The organism is Streptomyces sp. NPDC046876 (genome assembly GCF_040645035.1).
Classification (GTDB): Bacteria; Actinomycetota; Actinomycetes; order Streptomycetales; family Streptomycetaceae; genus Streptomyces.
On record NZ_JBEYXK010000011.1, the window covers coordinates 68,561 to 84,537 of the forward strand.

General features: G+C 71.8%; 17 protein-coding genes. 8 read left to right on the forward strand and 9 right to left on the reverse strand.

Annotation, left to right across the window (positions count from 1 at the left end; all coding sequences use genetic code 11):
• Positions 1-88: 88 nt before the first annotated feature.
• Entirely contained in the window at positions 89-1,510 is a 1,422-nt protein-coding gene (locus ABZ924_RS09545) for an amidase (RefSeq protein ID WP_361906445.1), read from the reverse strand.
• Between the two features lie 181 nt (positions 1,511-1,691).
• Here ABZ924_RS09545 and ABZ924_RS09550 point away from each other — a divergent pair, with 181 nt between their 5' ends.
• The 4 genes from ABZ924_RS09550 (at position 1,692) to ABZ924_RS09565 (ending at position 6,025) form a co-directional block, all read left to right on the forward strand.
• On the forward strand, positions 1,692-2,306 hold the full coding sequence (locus ABZ924_RS09550; protein ID WP_361906310.1) for a TetR/AcrR family transcriptional regulator: 615 nt from the start codon (positions 1,692-1,694) through the stop codon (positions 2,304-2,306).
• Between the two features lie 114 nt (positions 2,307-2,420).
• Positions 2,421-3,704, forward strand: coding sequence for an NAD(P)/FAD-dependent oxidoreductase (locus ABZ924_RS09555; RefSeq protein ID WP_361906311.1), 1,284 nt, complete (start codon positions 2,421-2,423; stop codon positions 3,702-3,704).
• Between the two features lie 67 nt (positions 3,705-3,771).
• Positions 3,772-5,712 carry an SMI1/KNR4 family protein gene (locus ABZ924_RS09560; protein ID WP_361906313.1) on the forward strand — a complete coding sequence of 647 codons (1,941 nt, stop codon included), beginning with the start codon at positions 3,772-3,774 and terminating at the stop codon, positions 5,710-5,712.
• A gap of 37 nt (positions 5,713-5,749) precedes the next feature.
• Entirely contained in the window at positions 5,750-6,025 is a 276-nt protein-coding gene (locus ABZ924_RS09565; RefSeq protein WP_361906315.1) for a DUF5958 family protein, read from the forward strand.
• A gap of 253 nt (positions 6,026-6,278) precedes the next feature.
• Here ABZ924_RS09565 and ABZ924_RS09570 read toward each other — a convergent pair whose 3' ends face one another.
• Positions 6,279-6,764: a hypothetical protein gene (locus ABZ924_RS09570; protein WP_361906317.1), complete on the reverse strand. Its 486-nt coding sequence runs from the start codon at positions 6,762-6,764 to the stop codon at positions 6,279-6,281.
• A gap of 83 nt (positions 6,765-6,847) precedes the next feature.
• Positions 6,848-7,657, reverse strand: coding sequence for an SDR family oxidoreductase (locus ABZ924_RS09575; RefSeq protein ID WP_361906319.1), 810 nt, complete (start codon positions 7,655-7,657; stop codon positions 6,848-6,850).
• A gap of 151 nt (positions 7,658-7,808) precedes the next feature.
• Between ABZ924_RS09575 and ABZ924_RS09580 the strand changes: the two genes are divergently transcribed.
• The gene (locus tag ABZ924_RS09580) at positions 7,809-8,420 is read left to right on the forward strand and encodes a helix-turn-helix domain-containing protein (protein ID WP_361906321.1); all 612 of its coding nucleotides are present in this window, start codon (positions 7,809-7,811) and stop codon (positions 8,418-8,420) included.
• A gap of 19 nt (positions 8,421-8,439) precedes the next feature.
• Here ABZ924_RS09580 and ABZ924_RS09585 read toward each other — a convergent pair whose 3' ends face one another.
• The gene (locus tag ABZ924_RS09585) at positions 8,440-8,838 is read right to left on the reverse strand and encodes a DUF4345 domain-containing protein (protein ID WP_361906323.1); all 399 of its coding nucleotides are present in this window, start codon (positions 8,836-8,838) and stop codon (positions 8,440-8,442) included.
• An 83-nt stretch (positions 8,839-8,921) separates the two neighbouring features.
• Between ABZ924_RS09585 and ABZ924_RS09590 the strand changes: the two genes are divergently transcribed.
• Complete coding sequence (locus tag ABZ924_RS09590) at positions 8,922-9,560, forward strand: helix-turn-helix domain-containing protein (RefSeq protein ID WP_361906325.1); 639 nt, start codon at positions 8,922-8,924, stop codon at positions 9,558-9,560.
• A gap of 88 nt (positions 9,561-9,648) precedes the next feature.
• Here ABZ924_RS09590 and ABZ924_RS09595 read toward each other — a convergent pair whose 3' ends face one another.
• The gene (locus ABZ924_RS09595; RefSeq protein ID WP_361906327.1) at positions 9,649-10,770 is read right to left on the reverse strand and encodes a nucleotide disphospho-sugar-binding domain-containing protein; all 1,122 of its coding nucleotides are present in this window, start codon (positions 10,768-10,770) and stop codon (positions 9,649-9,651) included.
• 222 nt (positions 10,771-10,992) lie between these two features.
• On the opposite strand from ABZ924_RS09595, the gene ABZ924_RS09600 reads away from it, so the two are divergent.
• The gene (locus tag ABZ924_RS09600) at positions 10,993-11,631 is read left to right on the forward strand and encodes a signal protein (protein ID WP_361906329.1); all 639 of its coding nucleotides are present in this window, start codon (positions 10,993-10,995) and stop codon (positions 11,629-11,631) included.
• A 10-nt stretch (positions 11,632-11,641) separates the two neighbouring features.
• Here the strand turns inward: ABZ924_RS09600 and ABZ924_RS09605 are convergent, their stop codons facing one another.
• The gene (locus ABZ924_RS09605; RefSeq protein WP_361906331.1) at positions 11,642-12,838 is read right to left on the reverse strand and encodes an erythromycin esterase family protein; all 1,197 of its coding nucleotides are present in this window, start codon (positions 12,836-12,838) and stop codon (positions 11,642-11,644) included.
• Positions 12,839-12,896: 58 nt separating this feature from the next.
• On the opposite strand from ABZ924_RS09605, the gene ABZ924_RS09610 reads away from it, so the two are divergent.
• A complete protein-coding gene (locus ABZ924_RS09610) occupies positions 12,897-13,646 on the forward strand; it encodes a TioE family transcriptional regulator (RefSeq protein WP_361906333.1) in 750 nt (249 codons plus the stop codon).
• Between the two features lie 15 nt (positions 13,647-13,661).
• On the opposite strand, the gene ABZ924_RS09615 is transcribed toward ABZ924_RS09610, so the two are convergent.
• The 3 genes from ABZ924_RS09615 to ABZ924_RS09625 form a co-directional block, all read right to left on the reverse strand.
• Positions 13,662-14,549, reverse strand: a complete 888-nt coding sequence (locus ABZ924_RS09615) for a nuclease (protein ID WP_361906335.1) — start codon at positions 14,547-14,549, stop codon at positions 13,662-13,664.
• A 195-nt stretch (positions 14,550-14,744) separates the two neighbouring features.
• Entirely contained in the window at positions 14,745-14,939 is a 195-nt protein-coding gene (locus ABZ924_RS09620; RefSeq protein ID WP_361906337.1) for a hypothetical protein, read from the reverse strand.
• 39 nt (positions 14,940-14,978) lie between these two features.
• On the reverse strand, positions 14,979-15,947 hold the full coding sequence (locus ABZ924_RS09625; protein ID WP_361906339.1) for an aldo/keto reductase: 969 nt from the start codon (positions 15,945-15,947) through the stop codon (positions 14,979-14,981).
• Positions 15,948-15,977 lie beyond the last annotated feature (30 nt).

Genomic DNA, 15,977 nt, shown 5'->3' on the forward strand with positions numbered 1-15,977 from the left:
ATCAGGCTAGGTCGCGGCCCGGCGGCGTGCCCGGGTGCGCGGTACCCGGGCACGGCCCGTCTTCCCGGCCGCCTTCCTCGGACAGGCCCTAGCCGGCGGTGCGGGGGTCGACCGGCGTGAGGACGCCGAGGCGGTCCTCGACCGCCTGGGCGGCGGCCAGGCACAGGTCCTCGCGGAAGGCACGCCCGATGATCTGCACCCCGCTGGGGAGCCCGTCGCGCAGCCCGGTCGGGACGGCCACGGCGGGTACGCCGACGAAGCTGGTCGCCGTGCACAGCCGCATGCCGGAGGCGACCCGGTCCCGGCCCGCCCGGTCGCGTGACTCAAGCCCCGGCTCGACGGGCGGCTCGGTGAACGAGGGGCCGAGCACCAGGGGGTACGTGTCGAGGAAGCCGGCCCAGGAGCGCCGGATGTTCAGCCAGGTGCCCATCAGCTTCACGAGTTCGTCCGCGGTGGCGGGCGGCGTCCGTTCCATCGCCAGCTGGATGTAGCGGCCCCCTCCCTCGCCCAGGAGCGTGCGGACCATGGGCCAGGTCGGGGCGAACTCGGTCAGGGTGATGCGGTCGTACGCCGCGAGGGTTTCGTCCAGCCGCGGAACGTCCGGCACTTCGCACACCTCGTACCCGGCGTCGTGGAGCGCGTCGGCCGCGGCGGCGACGGCGGCGCGGACCGTGGGGTGGACCCCGCGGCCGCCGGGGTCCGCCACGACGGCGACCTTCACCGGGCCGGGGAGCGGAGGGCCGTAGGCGGGTACGGGTACGGCCCTCGGGTCGCGGGGGTCGGAACCGGCCAGGGCCTCGTAGGCCAGGCGGAGGTCCGCCACGGTCCGGGCGAACGGGCCGTCGGTGACGAGCATCTGGGAGGCGGGGCCGGGGTCGTCGGGGCCGAGGACACGGTGGTCGGCGGGGAAGCGGCCGGCGGTCGGCTTCAGTCCGGCCGTCCCGCAGAACTGGGCGGGGACGCGGATGGAGCCGCCGGAGTCGTTGCCGAGGCCGAGGGCGGCCATGCCCGTGGCGACGGCCACCGCGTCACCGCCGCTGGTGCCGCCCGGGGTCCGGCCGGGGTCCCACGGGTTGACGGTGTCGCCGAAGAGCTCGCTGCGGGTGTGCATCCCGGCCAGGACCAGGGTGGGCATGTTGGCGTGGCCGATCGGGATGGCCCCGGCGGCGCGCAGCCGGGCCACGGGCGGTGCGTCGGCCTGCGCGACCAGGTCGCGGAAGCGCGGCACGCCGAAGGTGGTCGGCACGCCTGCGACCGGGGTGGTCTCCTTCACGGTGAAGGGCACGCCCGCGAGAGGGCCGAGCTCCTCGCCGGCGGCGCGCCGGCGGTCCGTCAGCGCCGCGTCCTCGCGCGCCTGCTCCGCCATGAGCTGGGTGACGGCGTTCACCTTCGGGTTGACCTCGGCGATGCGTTCCAGATGGCTCTCGACCAGTTCGACGGCGGACACCTCGCCGCTGCGCACGGCCGCCGCCTGGGCGGTTGCGGGCTTCTGCCACAGGGCTTCCTTCATGGATGGCACTCTCCGGTCCTCCTTTTTTCGATGCGCTTGCATCGATTCGCTTGCATCGGAACCGTACAACGGAAACCGATGCGGATGCATCGAATAAGCTGTGCGGTGCGAGCGTCCGCGGTGGAAACCAAGGAGCGCTGGAAGCGCTGGAAGCGCAGGGAGCGCAGGGAGGCGAAGGCACATGCCCAGGCAGGTGGACCACGAGGGTCGGCGTCGGCTCATCGCCGAGGCGGTGTGCCGGCTCGCCGACGAAAGCGGGTTGGAGGGCGTGACCCTGCGCGATGTCGCCGGCCGGGCCGAGGTGTCGATGGGCGCCGTCCAGCGCTGCTTCCGCACCAAGGAGGAAATGCTCGCCTTCACCCTCGGGTACGTCGGGGAGCGGGTCGGCGAACGGGTGCGCGCCCGGCTCGTGCGCAGCCCCGCCCAGTCGGCCGCGTCCGCCCTGGGCCACGCGGCAACGGAGGTCGCCCTGCTGCGCGAGGAGCACCGCGCCGAGGCCCGGGTCTGGCTCGCCTTCGTCGCGCAGGCGGCGGTCAGCGCACCGCTCGCCGAGACCCTCCGGGTGAACTACGCCGGCCTGCAGGAGGTGTTCGCCCGGCTCCTCGCGGAAGCCGCCGAGGACCGCGCCCCCGCCGCGGACCGCTCCCCCGCCGCGGCCCTCGACCCGCAGCGGGAGGCCCGCGCCCTCCTCGCCCTCGCCGACGGCCTCACCACCCACGTCCTCATCGGGCACCTCACTGCGCGGCAGGCCCAGGAGGTCCTCCATGCACACCTGGCCCGCCTCTGGGAGGACTAGAGCCGGAGGGAGGACAGCCGATCCGCGGCTCTCCACAAGTGGTCATGCGCCTGACAGTGTTGGCAAGGCACCACTCCCCCGAACCGCACCCCACCCGATGGGAGCGATCAGCGCATGGCCCAGCCCGAGAGCGCGGGATACGACTACGACGTCGTCATCAGCGGAGCCGGCCTCGCCGGCAGCGCCGCGGCGATCCTGCTCGCGCGACGCGGCGTCCGCGTCGCGCTGTTGGAACGCCGCTCGGACCCCGCCGCGTACAAGGTGCTCTGCACCCATTCCCTCCAGGCCAGCGCCTACCCGGTGCTGGACGAGCTCGGCCTCGTCCCCGAGCTCGAGAAGGCCGGAGCCGTCCGCAACGACGCCCGCTGGTACACCCGCTGGGGGTGGATCGAGCCGAGGGCCGTGCCGGGCGGACCGGAGCTGCCGTACGCGTACAACATCCGACGCAGCACCCTCGATCCGCTCCTCAGGTCCCGGGCGGGGGCGACCCGCGGCGTCGATCTGCTCCTCGGCCACCAGGTGACCGGGCTGGTCCGGGAAGCGGGGCGGACCGTGGGGGTGCAGGCGTCGACGCCGGAGGGCGAGCGTGAGATCCGGGCCCGGCTGGTGGTCGGCGCCGACGGCAAGGACTCGGCCGTGGCCAGGTTCGCCGGGGTGCCTGCTCGGACGTACGAGAACGGGCGGTTCGGCTATCTCGCGCACTTCCGCAACCTTCCGCTGCGAGACGGGATCGGTCACACCTGGTTCCTCGATCCCGACATGGCGTACGCGTTTCCCAATGACGACGGGGTGACGGTCATCGCGGTGCTCCCGGAGAAGAAGCGGCTGCCGGCGTTCCGGGAAGACCTGGAGGGCAGCTTCCTCGCGTTCGTCCGCGCCCTGCCCGAGGCACCGCCCATCGACTCGGCCGAGCGCATCACGAAGATCATCGGTGCGGTCAACTACCCGCTCCACAGTCGCAGGCCGACCGCGCCGGGCGTCGCGCTCATCGGTGACGCCGCCCTGACCGGCGACCCCTTGTGGGGAGTGGGGTGCGGATGGGCGCTGCAGTCCGCGGGGTGGCTGGCAGAGGCGGTCGCCTCCGCCGCTACCGGTCGGGGCGATCTCGACCGGTCGCTCGCGGTGTACGCACGCAGGCACCGGCGCCGGCTGAGTGGTCACCAGTACCTGGGCGCGGACTTCGCCAAGGGCCGCCCGCTCAATCCCATGGAGCGGCTGATGTTCTCGGCGGCGGCGCGCGATGAGTCGCTGGCGCGGCACATGTACCTGTTCGCGTCCCGCCTGATCGGACCGCTGCGCTTCCTGAACCCGGTGGCGGTGGCGAGGGCTTCGAGCGTCAACGTGAGGCACCTGAGGACGGGGCGGCCGAGGGAGCACGTGTCACACACCGGGTCATGACGGGGGTGGGGCGGGTATTTGGCGGGGCGTTGTGGCGTTGTCAGTGGTGGGTGGCAGCATCGGGAGCATGACGGACACCGCGACATTCGACTGGCTGCCCTTCCTGCTCAAGTGGAGTGGGGAATGGTCGGATTGCCCGGCCGACGGTGAGACACCGAGCGAGGGTGACGAGGCCGCCCGGCAGGCGCGGTGGCTGGGGTTCCCGCCCGCATCGGAGGAGCGGATCGCGGCCATGGAGGAGCGCCTGGGCCGGCGGATGCCTCCCTCGTACCGGGATTTCCTCAAGGTCAGCGACGGGTGGCGGCATGCGGGCGGTTTCGTGTGGCTGCTGGCGGGGGCCGGGGATGCGCACTGGCACGACAACGAGTCCGGACTCGCGGACATGTTCGAGGAGGACCTGGAGGAGGACGCCGGGCCCGAGGAGCGGCTGGAGGCGGACATCTGGCGGCGCGGGCTGCAGCTCGACGTCGAGTCCGATATCACCTATGTCCTCATGGACCCCGAGGACGTGGGTGAGGACGGCGAGTGGGCCGTGTACACCTGGGCCGGCTGGCGGGGCGAGGCACCCGAGCGGCACGCGAACTTCCTCGAGTTCATGCAGAGCATGTACCGGGAGTTCCATGCGCTGCAGGCGCACCGGGCTGACGGGGAGCCGGTGTTCGCCAACGACACGACGCGGGAGCTGGATGCCCGGGTGGAGGCGGCCCGGCTGGAGGCGCTGCGCGGCAACTGGGAACGGGCCCTGAAGGCGCTGGACGAGGCCAGGGAGTACGGCAGGCCGCGGGCCGGCGGACTGGGCGACCAGATACGGCGCCTGCTGGGCCAGACCTCCATGGTGAACTTCGAGCACGTGGTGACGGACCCGCAGTACGCGGCCGAGCTGCTGCCCCCGCTGGTCGGCGAACACGCGGCGCACTCGTTCCGGGACGACTCCACGCTGAAGTTCGATCTGCGGGGCGCCGGTGACGAACTGGTGACACTGGCGTACGCGACGTTGGAGCAGATCCGAGGCCGCACGTACCGGTACACGGCGACCGGACCCTTCGGTGAGGCGGTCGAGCGGGCACGTGAGCTGGCGCGGTGGGGCGACACCGACGGGGCGTGGCGGACGCTGCGGGAGGCCCTGCCCCTGTGGGAGCCGCTGGGGCCGGACCACCTGGCGCCGCTGGGATGGGTTGCCGACCCCCTGCTCGGGCCGCTGCTGACCCCGGAGCGGGGCCGCGAGCTGCTGTCCACGCCGAGGGGCGGGCAGGCGGGCGAGACACCGAGGCCGACGGCCGGGCTCGACGGGCGCGATCTGGCGTGGCTCGCGGGGCCGGACCGGGGCAACGGCCGGACTTCCTACCGGTTCGTCCTGGTGGAAGGGGTGGAGCCGGAGGATCTTCCCGGCCGTCTCGCGGACGAGGCCGAGGCCGGAAACAGGAACGGGACCGGGACTGGGACCGTGCTGAACGAACCCATGACGTTCCTGGAGGCGCGCGAGCGGTCGCTGCAGGGGAAGAGGGAGTTCTCGTCCTACGACGACAAGGCCCTCATGGCGATCGGCCGGGCCGGCGCCCGTTGGAGCTTCGCCTTCGACGGCGATCCTGCTCCGTTCGACGATCAACGGTTCGTCTCCCCGGCCGCGGCCGCCGGCGCGGGCACCCGCGCGGTGGTGGTGTGGAGCGGCCTGAGGACGCGGCACGGGAAACCCTTCTTCCACCTTTCCGTAGCGCGAGGCGGCACCGAGCAGTACGCGTTCACGTACGAGGACGGGAAGGTCCGGCGCAGCGGGGAGATACCACCGGCTCTGGACCCGGACCGCTTCATCGGGCACGGGGAGGACAGCACCCAAGTGGAAACTTCTCTACTGGAAGCGGTGAGCGCGGAGTTCGGCGCCCATCTGCCGCGCCATGCGATCACCCACGGACGGCTGCACACCTTCACCTCCCGTTCCTGGACCCGGCCGCCGAGGAAGGACGAGACGTACAGCGTGATCCACATGTCCATGGGGAATCCGCCGGCCTGACCGGTCCGGCCGACCGGCATCGTGGAATGATCAACAGATGACCGAGCAGGGCAACGCGTACGACAGTGCGTTCCGGCGTGAGACCGAGCGGATCGTCAACGAGATCGCCCAGGAGCTGCGCACACTGGACGACGGGACGGCGTGGTTCTCCAGCCTCTCCCCAGCGCGTCGGCAGGGGGTGCTGCAGGAGGTGGCCGGCTATGCGATGCAAGCCGTGTTCGCCGTCGCCGACACCCGCCGCCGGCAGACCTCTTGCAAGGGCACCTGCGGACATGCGTGGCACAACCTCACCGCGGGGGAAGAGCAGTCTTAGCGGCGGCTGCTCCCCGTCGCCTTCGGGCGGTGCGGCCGCGGGGGCCCTCGGGAGCGCCGCCCCCTGTGACGGTCTTCGTTGGCTCCGCAATGGGGCCTCCGGCCTTGGGTCCGGCATGACTCCCCCTGTTGTTCATGATCCGGGGTGGTGGTGTCACCGGGTCCGAAGGCACCGAGGGACGCCGCTGAGGGGGGCTTGAGCACCGGCTAGCTCCGCGACGGAACCTTCTGCGAACCGCAGCCGTCAGCCTCAGTCACCTGACCAGCGGGTCTGCAAGGACAACGACTCGATCGGCCTCGACATCGAAGCCGATCACCGGATGGCCATTGTCGCCCTGCGGGTCCATCAACACCGGCTTGCCCAGCCGCCGCCCGATCTCCCGAAGGAAGCCGCAGAACACATCGAGTCGATCCTGGCCCTGTAGCTCCCGCAGGTCGACGTCGAAGTCGACCTCATCGTCGGCATGGAAACGGAAGATCGCCAACACATCGGCGGCCGGCCAGACCCGCAGGTCCGGGTGCTCGGCATCAGCTGGACGGGACAGCACGGCCTCTGCCCGAGGCACCGGAAGCACCATCCCTCCCTCGGAGTACTGGCACTTCCAGCCCTTCTCCGCAACAAGATCGAGGACCGCCTGCCAGTCCTCCACCGAGGCATCCGGGACGCGCACGTCCGGCAACGACCCCGTCAAGTCCGGATCGAAGAAACAATTGACGTCATCCCACAGCAGATCAGCCACCCCACCATGCTGCCCGGCTCACCGTCCCCAGGCGCCCCCGTTTCCCTCGACCCAAGAGACAGGAGCACCCCCGCAGGTCTGCGTCAGGCCGTCGTCCGCTGCACGGTCTTGGGTACGTCCCGGACGCCGCGTGAGAGGCGCTCGGCGATCGCCGCGACCATCGTGCGGGGCCGGCGGGGTGACAGGTGGGCGGTCACCGCGTTGCTCAGGCCGGGGGTGACGTACGCACGGTCGCGGTCGAGGGCGCGCAGCGCAGAGCGGACCACCGGCTCCGGCGTGGTGAACGACCCGGTCACGGCGGCCTCCCGGGTCCCGATGACGTCGAAGAACCCGGTCTCCACCGGTCCCGGGCAGAGCGCGAGCACACGGATGCCGCGGCGCCGGTACTCCTGGCGCAGCGCGAGGCTGAAGTCGAGCACGAAGGTCTTGGAGGCGCCGTACACGGCGAAGTACGGCGTCGGCTGGAAGGCGGCGGTGGACGCCACGTTGACCACCGAGCCACGGCCGCGGGCGAGCATGCCGGGCAGTAGCTCGTGGGTGAGGTCGACGAGCGAGACGACGTTGACCATCAGCTGGTCGTGGTCGCGCTGACCGTCGATCTCCTCGAACCGGCCACAGGTGCCGAAGCCTGCATTGTTGACCAGCACGTCCACGCTCAGGCCCCGGTCGGCCAGTTCGGCGCCGACGCGGCGTGCGGCGTCCGGCTGGGCGAGGTCCTGGACCAGGACGTGGGCGTTCACCCCGTGGGCTTGGCCGAGCCGGTCGGCGAGGGCGGCCAGGCGGTCGGCGGAGCGGGCCACCAGGACGAGGTCGTGGCCGCGCGCGGCGAGTTGCGCGGCGAACTCCGCACCGAGGCCGGAGGACGCGCCGGTGATCAGAGCAGTGGTGCGCACAGTGGTGCCCCTTCTCTCATGCTTCCTATCATCGCTTATCTGCGACATGAGAGTATCGGATTTGGATCTATCTGCAACATCAATGTTGCAGATAATGGTCGAGTCGCGCCCTCGCTGTAACGTCTGCTTGTTGACTGGCTGGAGGTACGACATGAGCAAGACGGCAGGCCGCCCGCTGCGGGCCGATGCCGAACGCAGCGTCCGCGCGATCCTGGCGGCCGCGGAGCAGGTGTTGGCCGAGAATCCGGCCGCGTCGATGGAACAGGTCGCGGAGGCGGCCGGAGTCACCCGCACCACCGTCCACCGGCGGTTCGCCAACCGGCAGGCCCTCGTCGACGCCCTGGCCGCCGAGGCCGCGCTGAAACTCGCCGAAGCCGTCGAGGACGGCCATCCCGAGACAGCCCCTCCGCTGGTGGCGCTGCACCGCGCCACCGCCAACGTGTTGCGCGTCAAGGGGGCTTGGGGGTTCGCCCTCGGGCCGGCCGCGGCCCAGAGCGAGCAGGCCGCCCGGACGCACGAGGAGATCGCGCACCGCTGCACCGAACTGCTCGGCCGGATGCAGGCCGAGGGCGTGATCGCCCAGGACGCGGACCTGGAGTGGGTGCGGCGCGTCCTCTATGCCCTCATCAGCGAAGCCCTGCACGGAGGGGCAGACGCCGCCGACAGCCGTCGCGAGCCGGCCCCGGACCCCGACCCCGACGCGCTCGCGGCCCGCATCATCGACACCCTCCTCCACGGCGTGGGCCCGCGGTCTTCCTCCTGAGCCCCGCCCGCACCCGCGCTCACTTCACCCCCGCGAGCGCCTTCTCCTCTGCGTCCGCCAGCCAGAAGAACACCGGCGACAGCACCAGTTCGAGGACCGTCAGCGCCACCTGGAACCAGTGCGGCCATCCGGATGCCGCGAGCGAGAGCAGCCGTCCGAGAGCGCCCAGCAGGAACACCGCGGCCAGCCCGCGCACGGCCGAGGCAGGGATGGGTGAGCGCCGGGCCGCCCAGAGCCAGGCCAGCCCGTACCCGGCGAAGACCGCCCCCAAGAACCGCCCGAGGCTGTCGATCGTCGGACCGGCCGAACCGGCGCCCGGGATCGCCAGGTTGCCGAGCAGCACGTGCATGAGCCCGATGGCGAGGCACGCGTACCCCATCGCCCGGACGAGTCCCCGCAGGATCCTGGCCTTGGCCATAGCCGGTCATCCCCTCCGCCTACTAGACGTGTGTCAACCAAGCTAGCCACCGCTACTGGACACATGTCAAGTAAGCTGGATCCGTGCCTCCCCGCAAGCGACTCAGCCCCGCCGAACGCCGCGCCCAACTCCTCGACGTCGCGGCCCGGCTCTTCGCCGCGCACCGCTACGACGACGTGCTGATGGAGGACGTCGCCGAGCGCGCCGGGGTCTCCCGCGCCCTGCTCTACCAGCACTTCCCGAACAAGCGGGACCTCTTCGCCGCCCTCTACCGGCAGGTCGCCGAGCAACTGCTCGCCAGGACCCGGCTCGATCCCGCGGACACCCTGGTGGAACAGCTCACGGAGGGACTGGACGCCCACATCGCGTACTTCGACGAGAACAGCAACACGGTCCTGGCCGCCAACCGCGTCCTCGCCGGCGATCCCCTGGTCCAGACGATCATCACGGACGAACTCGACGCCCTGCGCGAGCGCCTCCTCGGTGTCCTCCCGCTCGCCGACGCCACCAGCCGGGAGGCCGTGTCGGGCGTACTGAAGAGCTGGCTGGTCTTCGTCCAGGTCCTGTGCGTGGACTGGCTCACGCAGACGACACGGCAGAGGTGTACCCGCACCGAACTGCGCGACGTCTGCATCGGCGCACTCCTGGGCGCGATCCGCCCGCTCCTCGCCGAGGACCCCGCCCCCGACTGGCCGCGGACCTCTTCGAAGCCCCTCGAGTAGAGAAGCACCTCAAGTAGAGCGGTGCGGCCCGGCCGGGCGAACGGAGGAAACCCGCCGTCGCCTGCCGAGCCGCACCCATGCACCCGGCCTAGGAAGCGGCCAGGGCCTCCAGGGCGGGGACCGTCTGGGCCGGGGTCGGCAGAGCGGCGTTCTCCGCCTCGAGGCGTACGGCGGCCTCGCGCAGCGCCGGGTCGGTGATCAGCCGGTTCAGGAGCGGGGCGTCGACGTCGTCGGAGGCGGAGCGCAGGGCGGCGCCGGTTGCGGTGAGGGCGTCGGCGTTGGCGAAGTGGTCGGCGCCCTGGGGCAGCAGGAGCTGGGGCAGACCGGCCTGCAGGGCGGTGAGCAGGGTGCCGGAGCCGCCGTGGTGGATCAGCGCGTCGGAGGCGGTCAGCAGCTCGGCGAGGGGGACCCAGGGCAGCGGGCGGACGTTGTCGGGGAGGGTGCCGAGCGCGGTGAGGTCGGCGTCGCCGACCGCGAGGAGGAACTCGGCATCCACCGAGGCAGCGGCTTCGATCAGGCGGACGATGGCGCGGACGCCGTCCATCTCGGTGAGGACGGTGCCCAGGGTGATGGCGACGCGCGGGCGGGTGCCGCGGCGGAGCAGCTCGGCCGGGATGGTGCCGCCGCCGTTGTAGGGGACGTAGCGCATCCGCAGGCCGCCCGGGTCGCCGCCGAGCGAGGCGGGGACGATGTTCAGCGGGGTCGGCGCGGCGGGGCCGGCGACCTTGTACGACTCGTACGCCTCGGTGAAGTGCGCGGCGATCCGGCCGACCATGTCGAGGCCGGAGGTGACGCCGAAGTTCTGGATCGCCGACGGGATCTTCAGCTTGGCCGCGACCAGGGGGGCGGAGGCCTGGAAGGAGTCGTAGACCAGCAGGTCCGCGCCCCAGCCGTCGGCGACCTCCAGCAGGCCGTCCACCGTGGGGAGGGAGACCAGGGCGAAGCCGTGGGCCGCGCGGTCGAGGATCTGCTCCGTCGTCATGTCATGGGCGACGTACTTCACCTCCTCGCCGGTCGCCTGCTCGAAGACGTCACGGACGGTGCGGCCGTCACCGATCTCGACGATCGGAAAACCCGCCTCACGAAGCTGGCCCAGCGGCTGCGAGCCCGCGAAGAGCACCTCGTGCCCGGCCGCACGCAGCGCCTGCGCCGTCGGAACCATCGGGAAGAGGTGGCCGGCTGCCGCCGGACCGGTGAAGAGTATGCGCACGGTGTCTCCTTGCCCACGATCTGTCGTGCCGGGGTGAGCCGTGCCGGACTCCCCCCGGTTCCCCTCGGTGAACTCACGGGAAGGCGCACTGTGTTCCCCTTACAAGCATCGAGAATCGGACAATCGCGGACCGCCGTTTCGGACGGGACCCGGCGTTCTCCACGGGGCAGCGTGACGGGTCCCAGAGGCGGGGCGGGTGGGCGGCACGGATATCCTGCGGGGATGTACCGGGGGAGAACTCTGATCCTGTCGATGGCCGCGATCGCGCTCGCGGCCGGCTGCACCACGTCGGCGCCGGCGTCGTCGCCCGACGCCTCCGCGTCGTCCGCGGCCGGGGGCGCGTCGCCGTCGGGGGGAGCGGGCGGCCTGGCCGATCCGGCCGCGCTGCAGGGCCGCTGGTGGAGCTGGGCCGCCTCCGCTCCCCGGGACTCCAACCCGGTGAGGGACCCGGACGGAACCTTCTGTGCCGAGAACCAGGCCCCGGACGTGTGGTTCCTCGCCGGCAACTTCGGCGGGGAGAGCCGGCGCACGTGCTCCGTGCCCGCGGGACTGCCCGTGGCCTTCCCCGTGGTGAACTTCACCGGTACCGCGGACGACTGCAAGACCGCGATGGCCGACGCCAACGGCACGGCCGTGCTCGACGGCAAGCCGCTGGACGTCGTCCGGCACGCGGCGGTGCCGATCCGCATCAAGGGGGTGCAGGGCAACCCGGTGACCCGCGAGGCCGGCACGTTCAGCACACGGGCCTGCGGACTGTGGGTGAAGCTCGATTCCCTCCCGACCGGTCCGCACAGCCTCAGCATCTCCGGGTCCTCGGGGGACTTCCGGCTCGATGTGACCTACGCGCTCCAAGTCGGGTAGTGAAGCGGCGCTAGGAGACGTCCTTGACGAAAACGAGGCCGTCGATGGTCGCCACGTCGGCCGGATTCAGTGGGGCGTAGCCGAACCAGGGGGACTCCCGGAGCGCGTGGGGCGTGGTGGTGAGCGTCGCGGCCAGGCTCCGGGGGTCGACGACGTGGTGGCCATCCGGGAGTGCGTACAGGATCCCTTCGACGGTGTCCGGCGGCGGGGTGTCCACTCCCCGGTGCCGGATCGTGCCGAGGGCCGTGGCCACGAAGGCGTAGTCCTCGCCGAGTCGGGTGCTCACCAGTGCGCCGGCGCTCCACCACTGCAGCGGCGTCCCGCCCATCCGCATCGTGCTCTTGCCCCGCTGGAGGTGGGAGTTGTGGGCGTGGACGAACACCGGACCCCGGGCGGCGAGGGCGAGGAGGTTGTGGGCCATCATCTGGTCCCGCACGCTCACCAGCCGGGTCATGCGGGCCGGCGAGGTGTCGGCCATCGCCTGGTGGTAGCGCAGCAGCCCGAGGGCGGTGCGCCCGTACAGGTGTGCCCGGTACCGGTCCTCCTGCGAGGTCGTGGTGAGGAGGTGCGGCATCTGCTGGTCGAGCAGCGCCACCAGGTCGTCGGCGAGCAGCCGCAGTCGGGCGGCCTCCGCCGACTGCCCGACGGACCGGGCCGGGTCCATCATCGCGGCGGGGTCGGTCCACCGGTCGTCGGTGCCGAGCAGGCGGTCGAGCGTTTCCGCGGTGCAGGGCAGGAGGTCTTCGTCCACGCGGGTCGAGAGGAAGTGGTGGAGTGCGGTCAGGGCCTGCCGGGGGCTCGCGGCGTCGGTGATCTCCAGCGGGCCGTCGAAGCCGGCGAAGCGGATCTGCTCGGGCGCGGGCCGGCCGTCGTTGTAGGCGCGCATCCAGCGCACGAGCTCGCGGTTGGCGGGGAAGGCGCCCCACCCGTGGCTGAATCCGTGTTCCATGGCCTCGTCGAGCGTGCCCGTGCCGGAGGTGATGTGGTCGTCCGCGACCACGCCCTTCAGGCAGTCGCTCTCGATCGCGATCGTCCGGTAGCCCTCCTGCTCGACGAGCTGCCGGAAGAGCTCGTTGCGCAGGTCGAGCAGGGTCTCCTCGCCGTGGGTGGGCTCGCCGAGGGCGAGCAGTCGGGGCCGGGCCGGGAGCAGCCGCATAACGGCGGCAGCGTCGACGGCGCGGGCGGTGTCCTTGATGTCGGTCGCCATGCCTTCAACGGTATCGTTGAACCCTCGGTTGAAGGTTTTGCCGGATATCGTCGGGGGCATGGGGAAAAACCTTCAAAGCGGGGAGCGGCTCAGGCCGGTCGATCTGGCGCGCGGGCACGGTCTGTCGACGCAGGCGGTCAGGAACTACGAGGAGGCCGGCATCCTTCCCGCCGCCGACCGCACGGCCCACGGCTACCGCACCTACACCTCGCTGCACGCGGGGGCCCTGCGCGCGTTCCTCGCCCTGGTTCCCGGCCATGGGCACCAGGCGGCGACGTCGATCATGCGGGCCGTGAACCGGGGAGCGGTGGACGAGGCGTTCCGCCTCATCGACGAGAGCCACGCCCAGCTGCTCGGCGACCGGCGGACCCTGCAGGCGGTGGAGACCGCACTGCGCGATCTGCAGCCCGGTACGGAGCGCGGGGGCGGTGAAGGGTCCGGGGCCGGCGCGGGATCCGGTGCCGGGGGTACGTTCATCGGGCCGCTGGCGGTCGAGCTCGGGATCCGGCCCGCGACGCTGCGCAAGTGGGAGCGGGCCGGGCTGGTGCGCCCACGCCGCGACCCGCTCACCGGGTACCGCGTGTACGACGAGGCCGCCGTACGGGACGCCCGGCTGGCCCAGCAGCTCAGACGGGGCGGCTACCTGCTGGAGCAGATCGCCCCGCTGATCGCCCGGGTCCGGGCGGCCGGCGGTCTGGAGCCGCTCCAGGGCGCGCTGTCCGACTGGCACGGCCGGCTGTCCGCCCGCGGGCGGGCCTTGCTGGCCGGGGCCGCGGAGCTGGAGGCGTACCTGCTTCGGCGCGGGTGACGCGAGGGGGCGCGCTCACTTCTCCGTGAAGACGATCTCCCTGGACGGGTGGGTCATTCTCACGACGTTGTCCGAGGTGACCTCGACGATCTGGTGCAGGCCCTTGAAGAGCGTTGCGCCGTCCGGGAGGAGGCGGTACTCGTCCTGGGCGCCGGCCAGGAAGGCGCGGAAGCACGCCATGGAGGGGGTGTCGTTGCCGGTGAAGTCCAGGTAGTCCTTCAGCCGGCGGAACAGCTTCGGCAGGATCACCGCTCCGGTGAGCTCGTGCGTGAGCGAGGTCATCCCGGTGACGGTCGCCCCGTGCAGGGTCTTGTCGACCGCCCACACGCCCTTCGCGGACGCCCTCGCCTTCTCCGAGGCGTCGGTGAGGAGTTCACGCAGGTAGACGGGCAGGCCCGAGTAGAAGGTCGGGTAGGCCAGGCCGAGCAGGAGCAGGTGGTGGTTGGCGGTCCTCTTCAGCAGGTCCTCGTCGACCCCGGTCCAGTAGCCGCTGTACACGGGCGGGGTGCCCTTGCCCACGAAGGCCACGCAGCGGCCGTAGGCATCGGCGCCCCGGGTGAGGATCCAGCCGGGCACGCTGTCCGGTGTGGTGGCGACGGTTTCGTCGTCGTCGCGCAGGACGGTGTCGAAGCCCAGGTGTTTCAGCAGCGCGTCGGCGGCCTGGTGTGCGAGACCCAGCGGCTGGTGCTCGATGTGGGGCGGCTTCTCGCCGTAGTGGGTCTCCAGGGCGTCGATCCCTTCGAGCCGGACGGCCGCGCGCCCGTCGGCCTTGGGCACGACCTGGCCGTCGCCGGGCACGAGCTTCCAGTCGGCCACGTTGTCCGGGATGAACGGGAGGGTGTCGCCGTCCGGCTTGGCGCCGCCCTCGACCCTGAACTTTCCTCTGATCAGCAGCATGGACATGGTGACTCCCCTATTTGGCGTGCCGGGAGGGGCTCAGACGCATTCGGCCTCATCGGCGCACCTCGCCATCGCCTGGTTCAGGCGCGCGGGAAGGATCCGAGCGGAATGCGGTGCGTCTTCATCGTCGCGCCGCCGCCCGGCCGCGTCCACCGCAGGCCGCGCGGCGGCGGGCCGGCGCATGCGTGGGACGGCCGGTCAGCCGGCTTCGCTCTCGGGGTGGGTCTGCGTCTTCAGGGCCCAGTACTCCCCCAGGCACACGTCCGGCAGCGGCGGGAAGCGGTGGCCCTTCACGTCGGTGCTCCAGTGGTGCTCTCCGCCGCAGTCGCACTCGTAGATCCCGCTGGCCGGGACGATCTCCCCGGGGTGCCAGGACGTCTTCTCCTCGCTCATGGTGTCAGCGTACGACCGCACCGCGGCGCCCGCCGGAGTTCAGAAGCCGGTGGGCAGGCGCGGTGTGTAGCTGCTCTCCAGCTCCCGCGTCTCCTCCTCGTCCAGGCGTACGTCCAGGGCTGCCACCGCGTCGTCGAGGTGGGCGGGTTTCGTCGCGCCGACGACGGGAGCGGCGACGGACGGGTTGTCGAGGACCCAGGCGAGTGCCACCTGGGCCATGGGGAGGCCGCGCCGTGCGGCGATGCGCTGGACGGCCTCGACGATCGGCCGGTCGACGGCGGCGGCGAACCGCCGGCCCACGGGGTCGTTCGCCGTGCGGCTCGTGCTCCGTCCGTACGGCCGGGCCAGATGGCCCTTGGCGAGCGGGCACCACGGCAGGCTGACGACGCCCTGATCGGCGAGCAGGGGGAACATCTCGCGCTCGTCCTCGCGCTGGACGAGGCTGTACTGGTTCTGCATCGACACGAACCGGGTGTGTCCGCGGCGGGCAGCGGCCTCCTGCATCTTGGCGAACTGCCAGGCCCACATGGACGAGGCGCCGATGGCTCGGGCCTTGCCCGCCTTGACGACCTCGTGCAGGGCCTCCATCGTCTCCTCGACGGGGGTTGCCGGGTCGAAGCGGTGGATCTGGTACAGGTCGACGTAGTCGGTGCCCAGGCGCGTGAGCGAGGCGTCGATCTGGCGGTGGACCGCTCTGCGGGAGAGGCCGGAGCCCTCCGGGCCGTCGTGCATCGGCAGTCCGACCTTGGTGGCGATGACCACGTCGGACCGGCGCGTGTACGTCCGCACGGCGCGGCCGACGATCTCCTCCGAGGTGCCGCCGGCGTAGACGTTGGCGGTGTCCCAGAAGTTGACGCCGAGTTCGACGGCCCGCCGGAAGACCGGTGCGGCGGCCTGCTCGTCCAGGGCCCAGGGGTTGACACCCTGCGTCGGGTCACCGAACCCCATGCAGCCCAGTGCGATGCGGCTGACCTTCAGGTCGGTGCCGCCGAGCGGGACGTACTGCATCTGCATCACCCTTCGCTCGCCCTTTGCGTC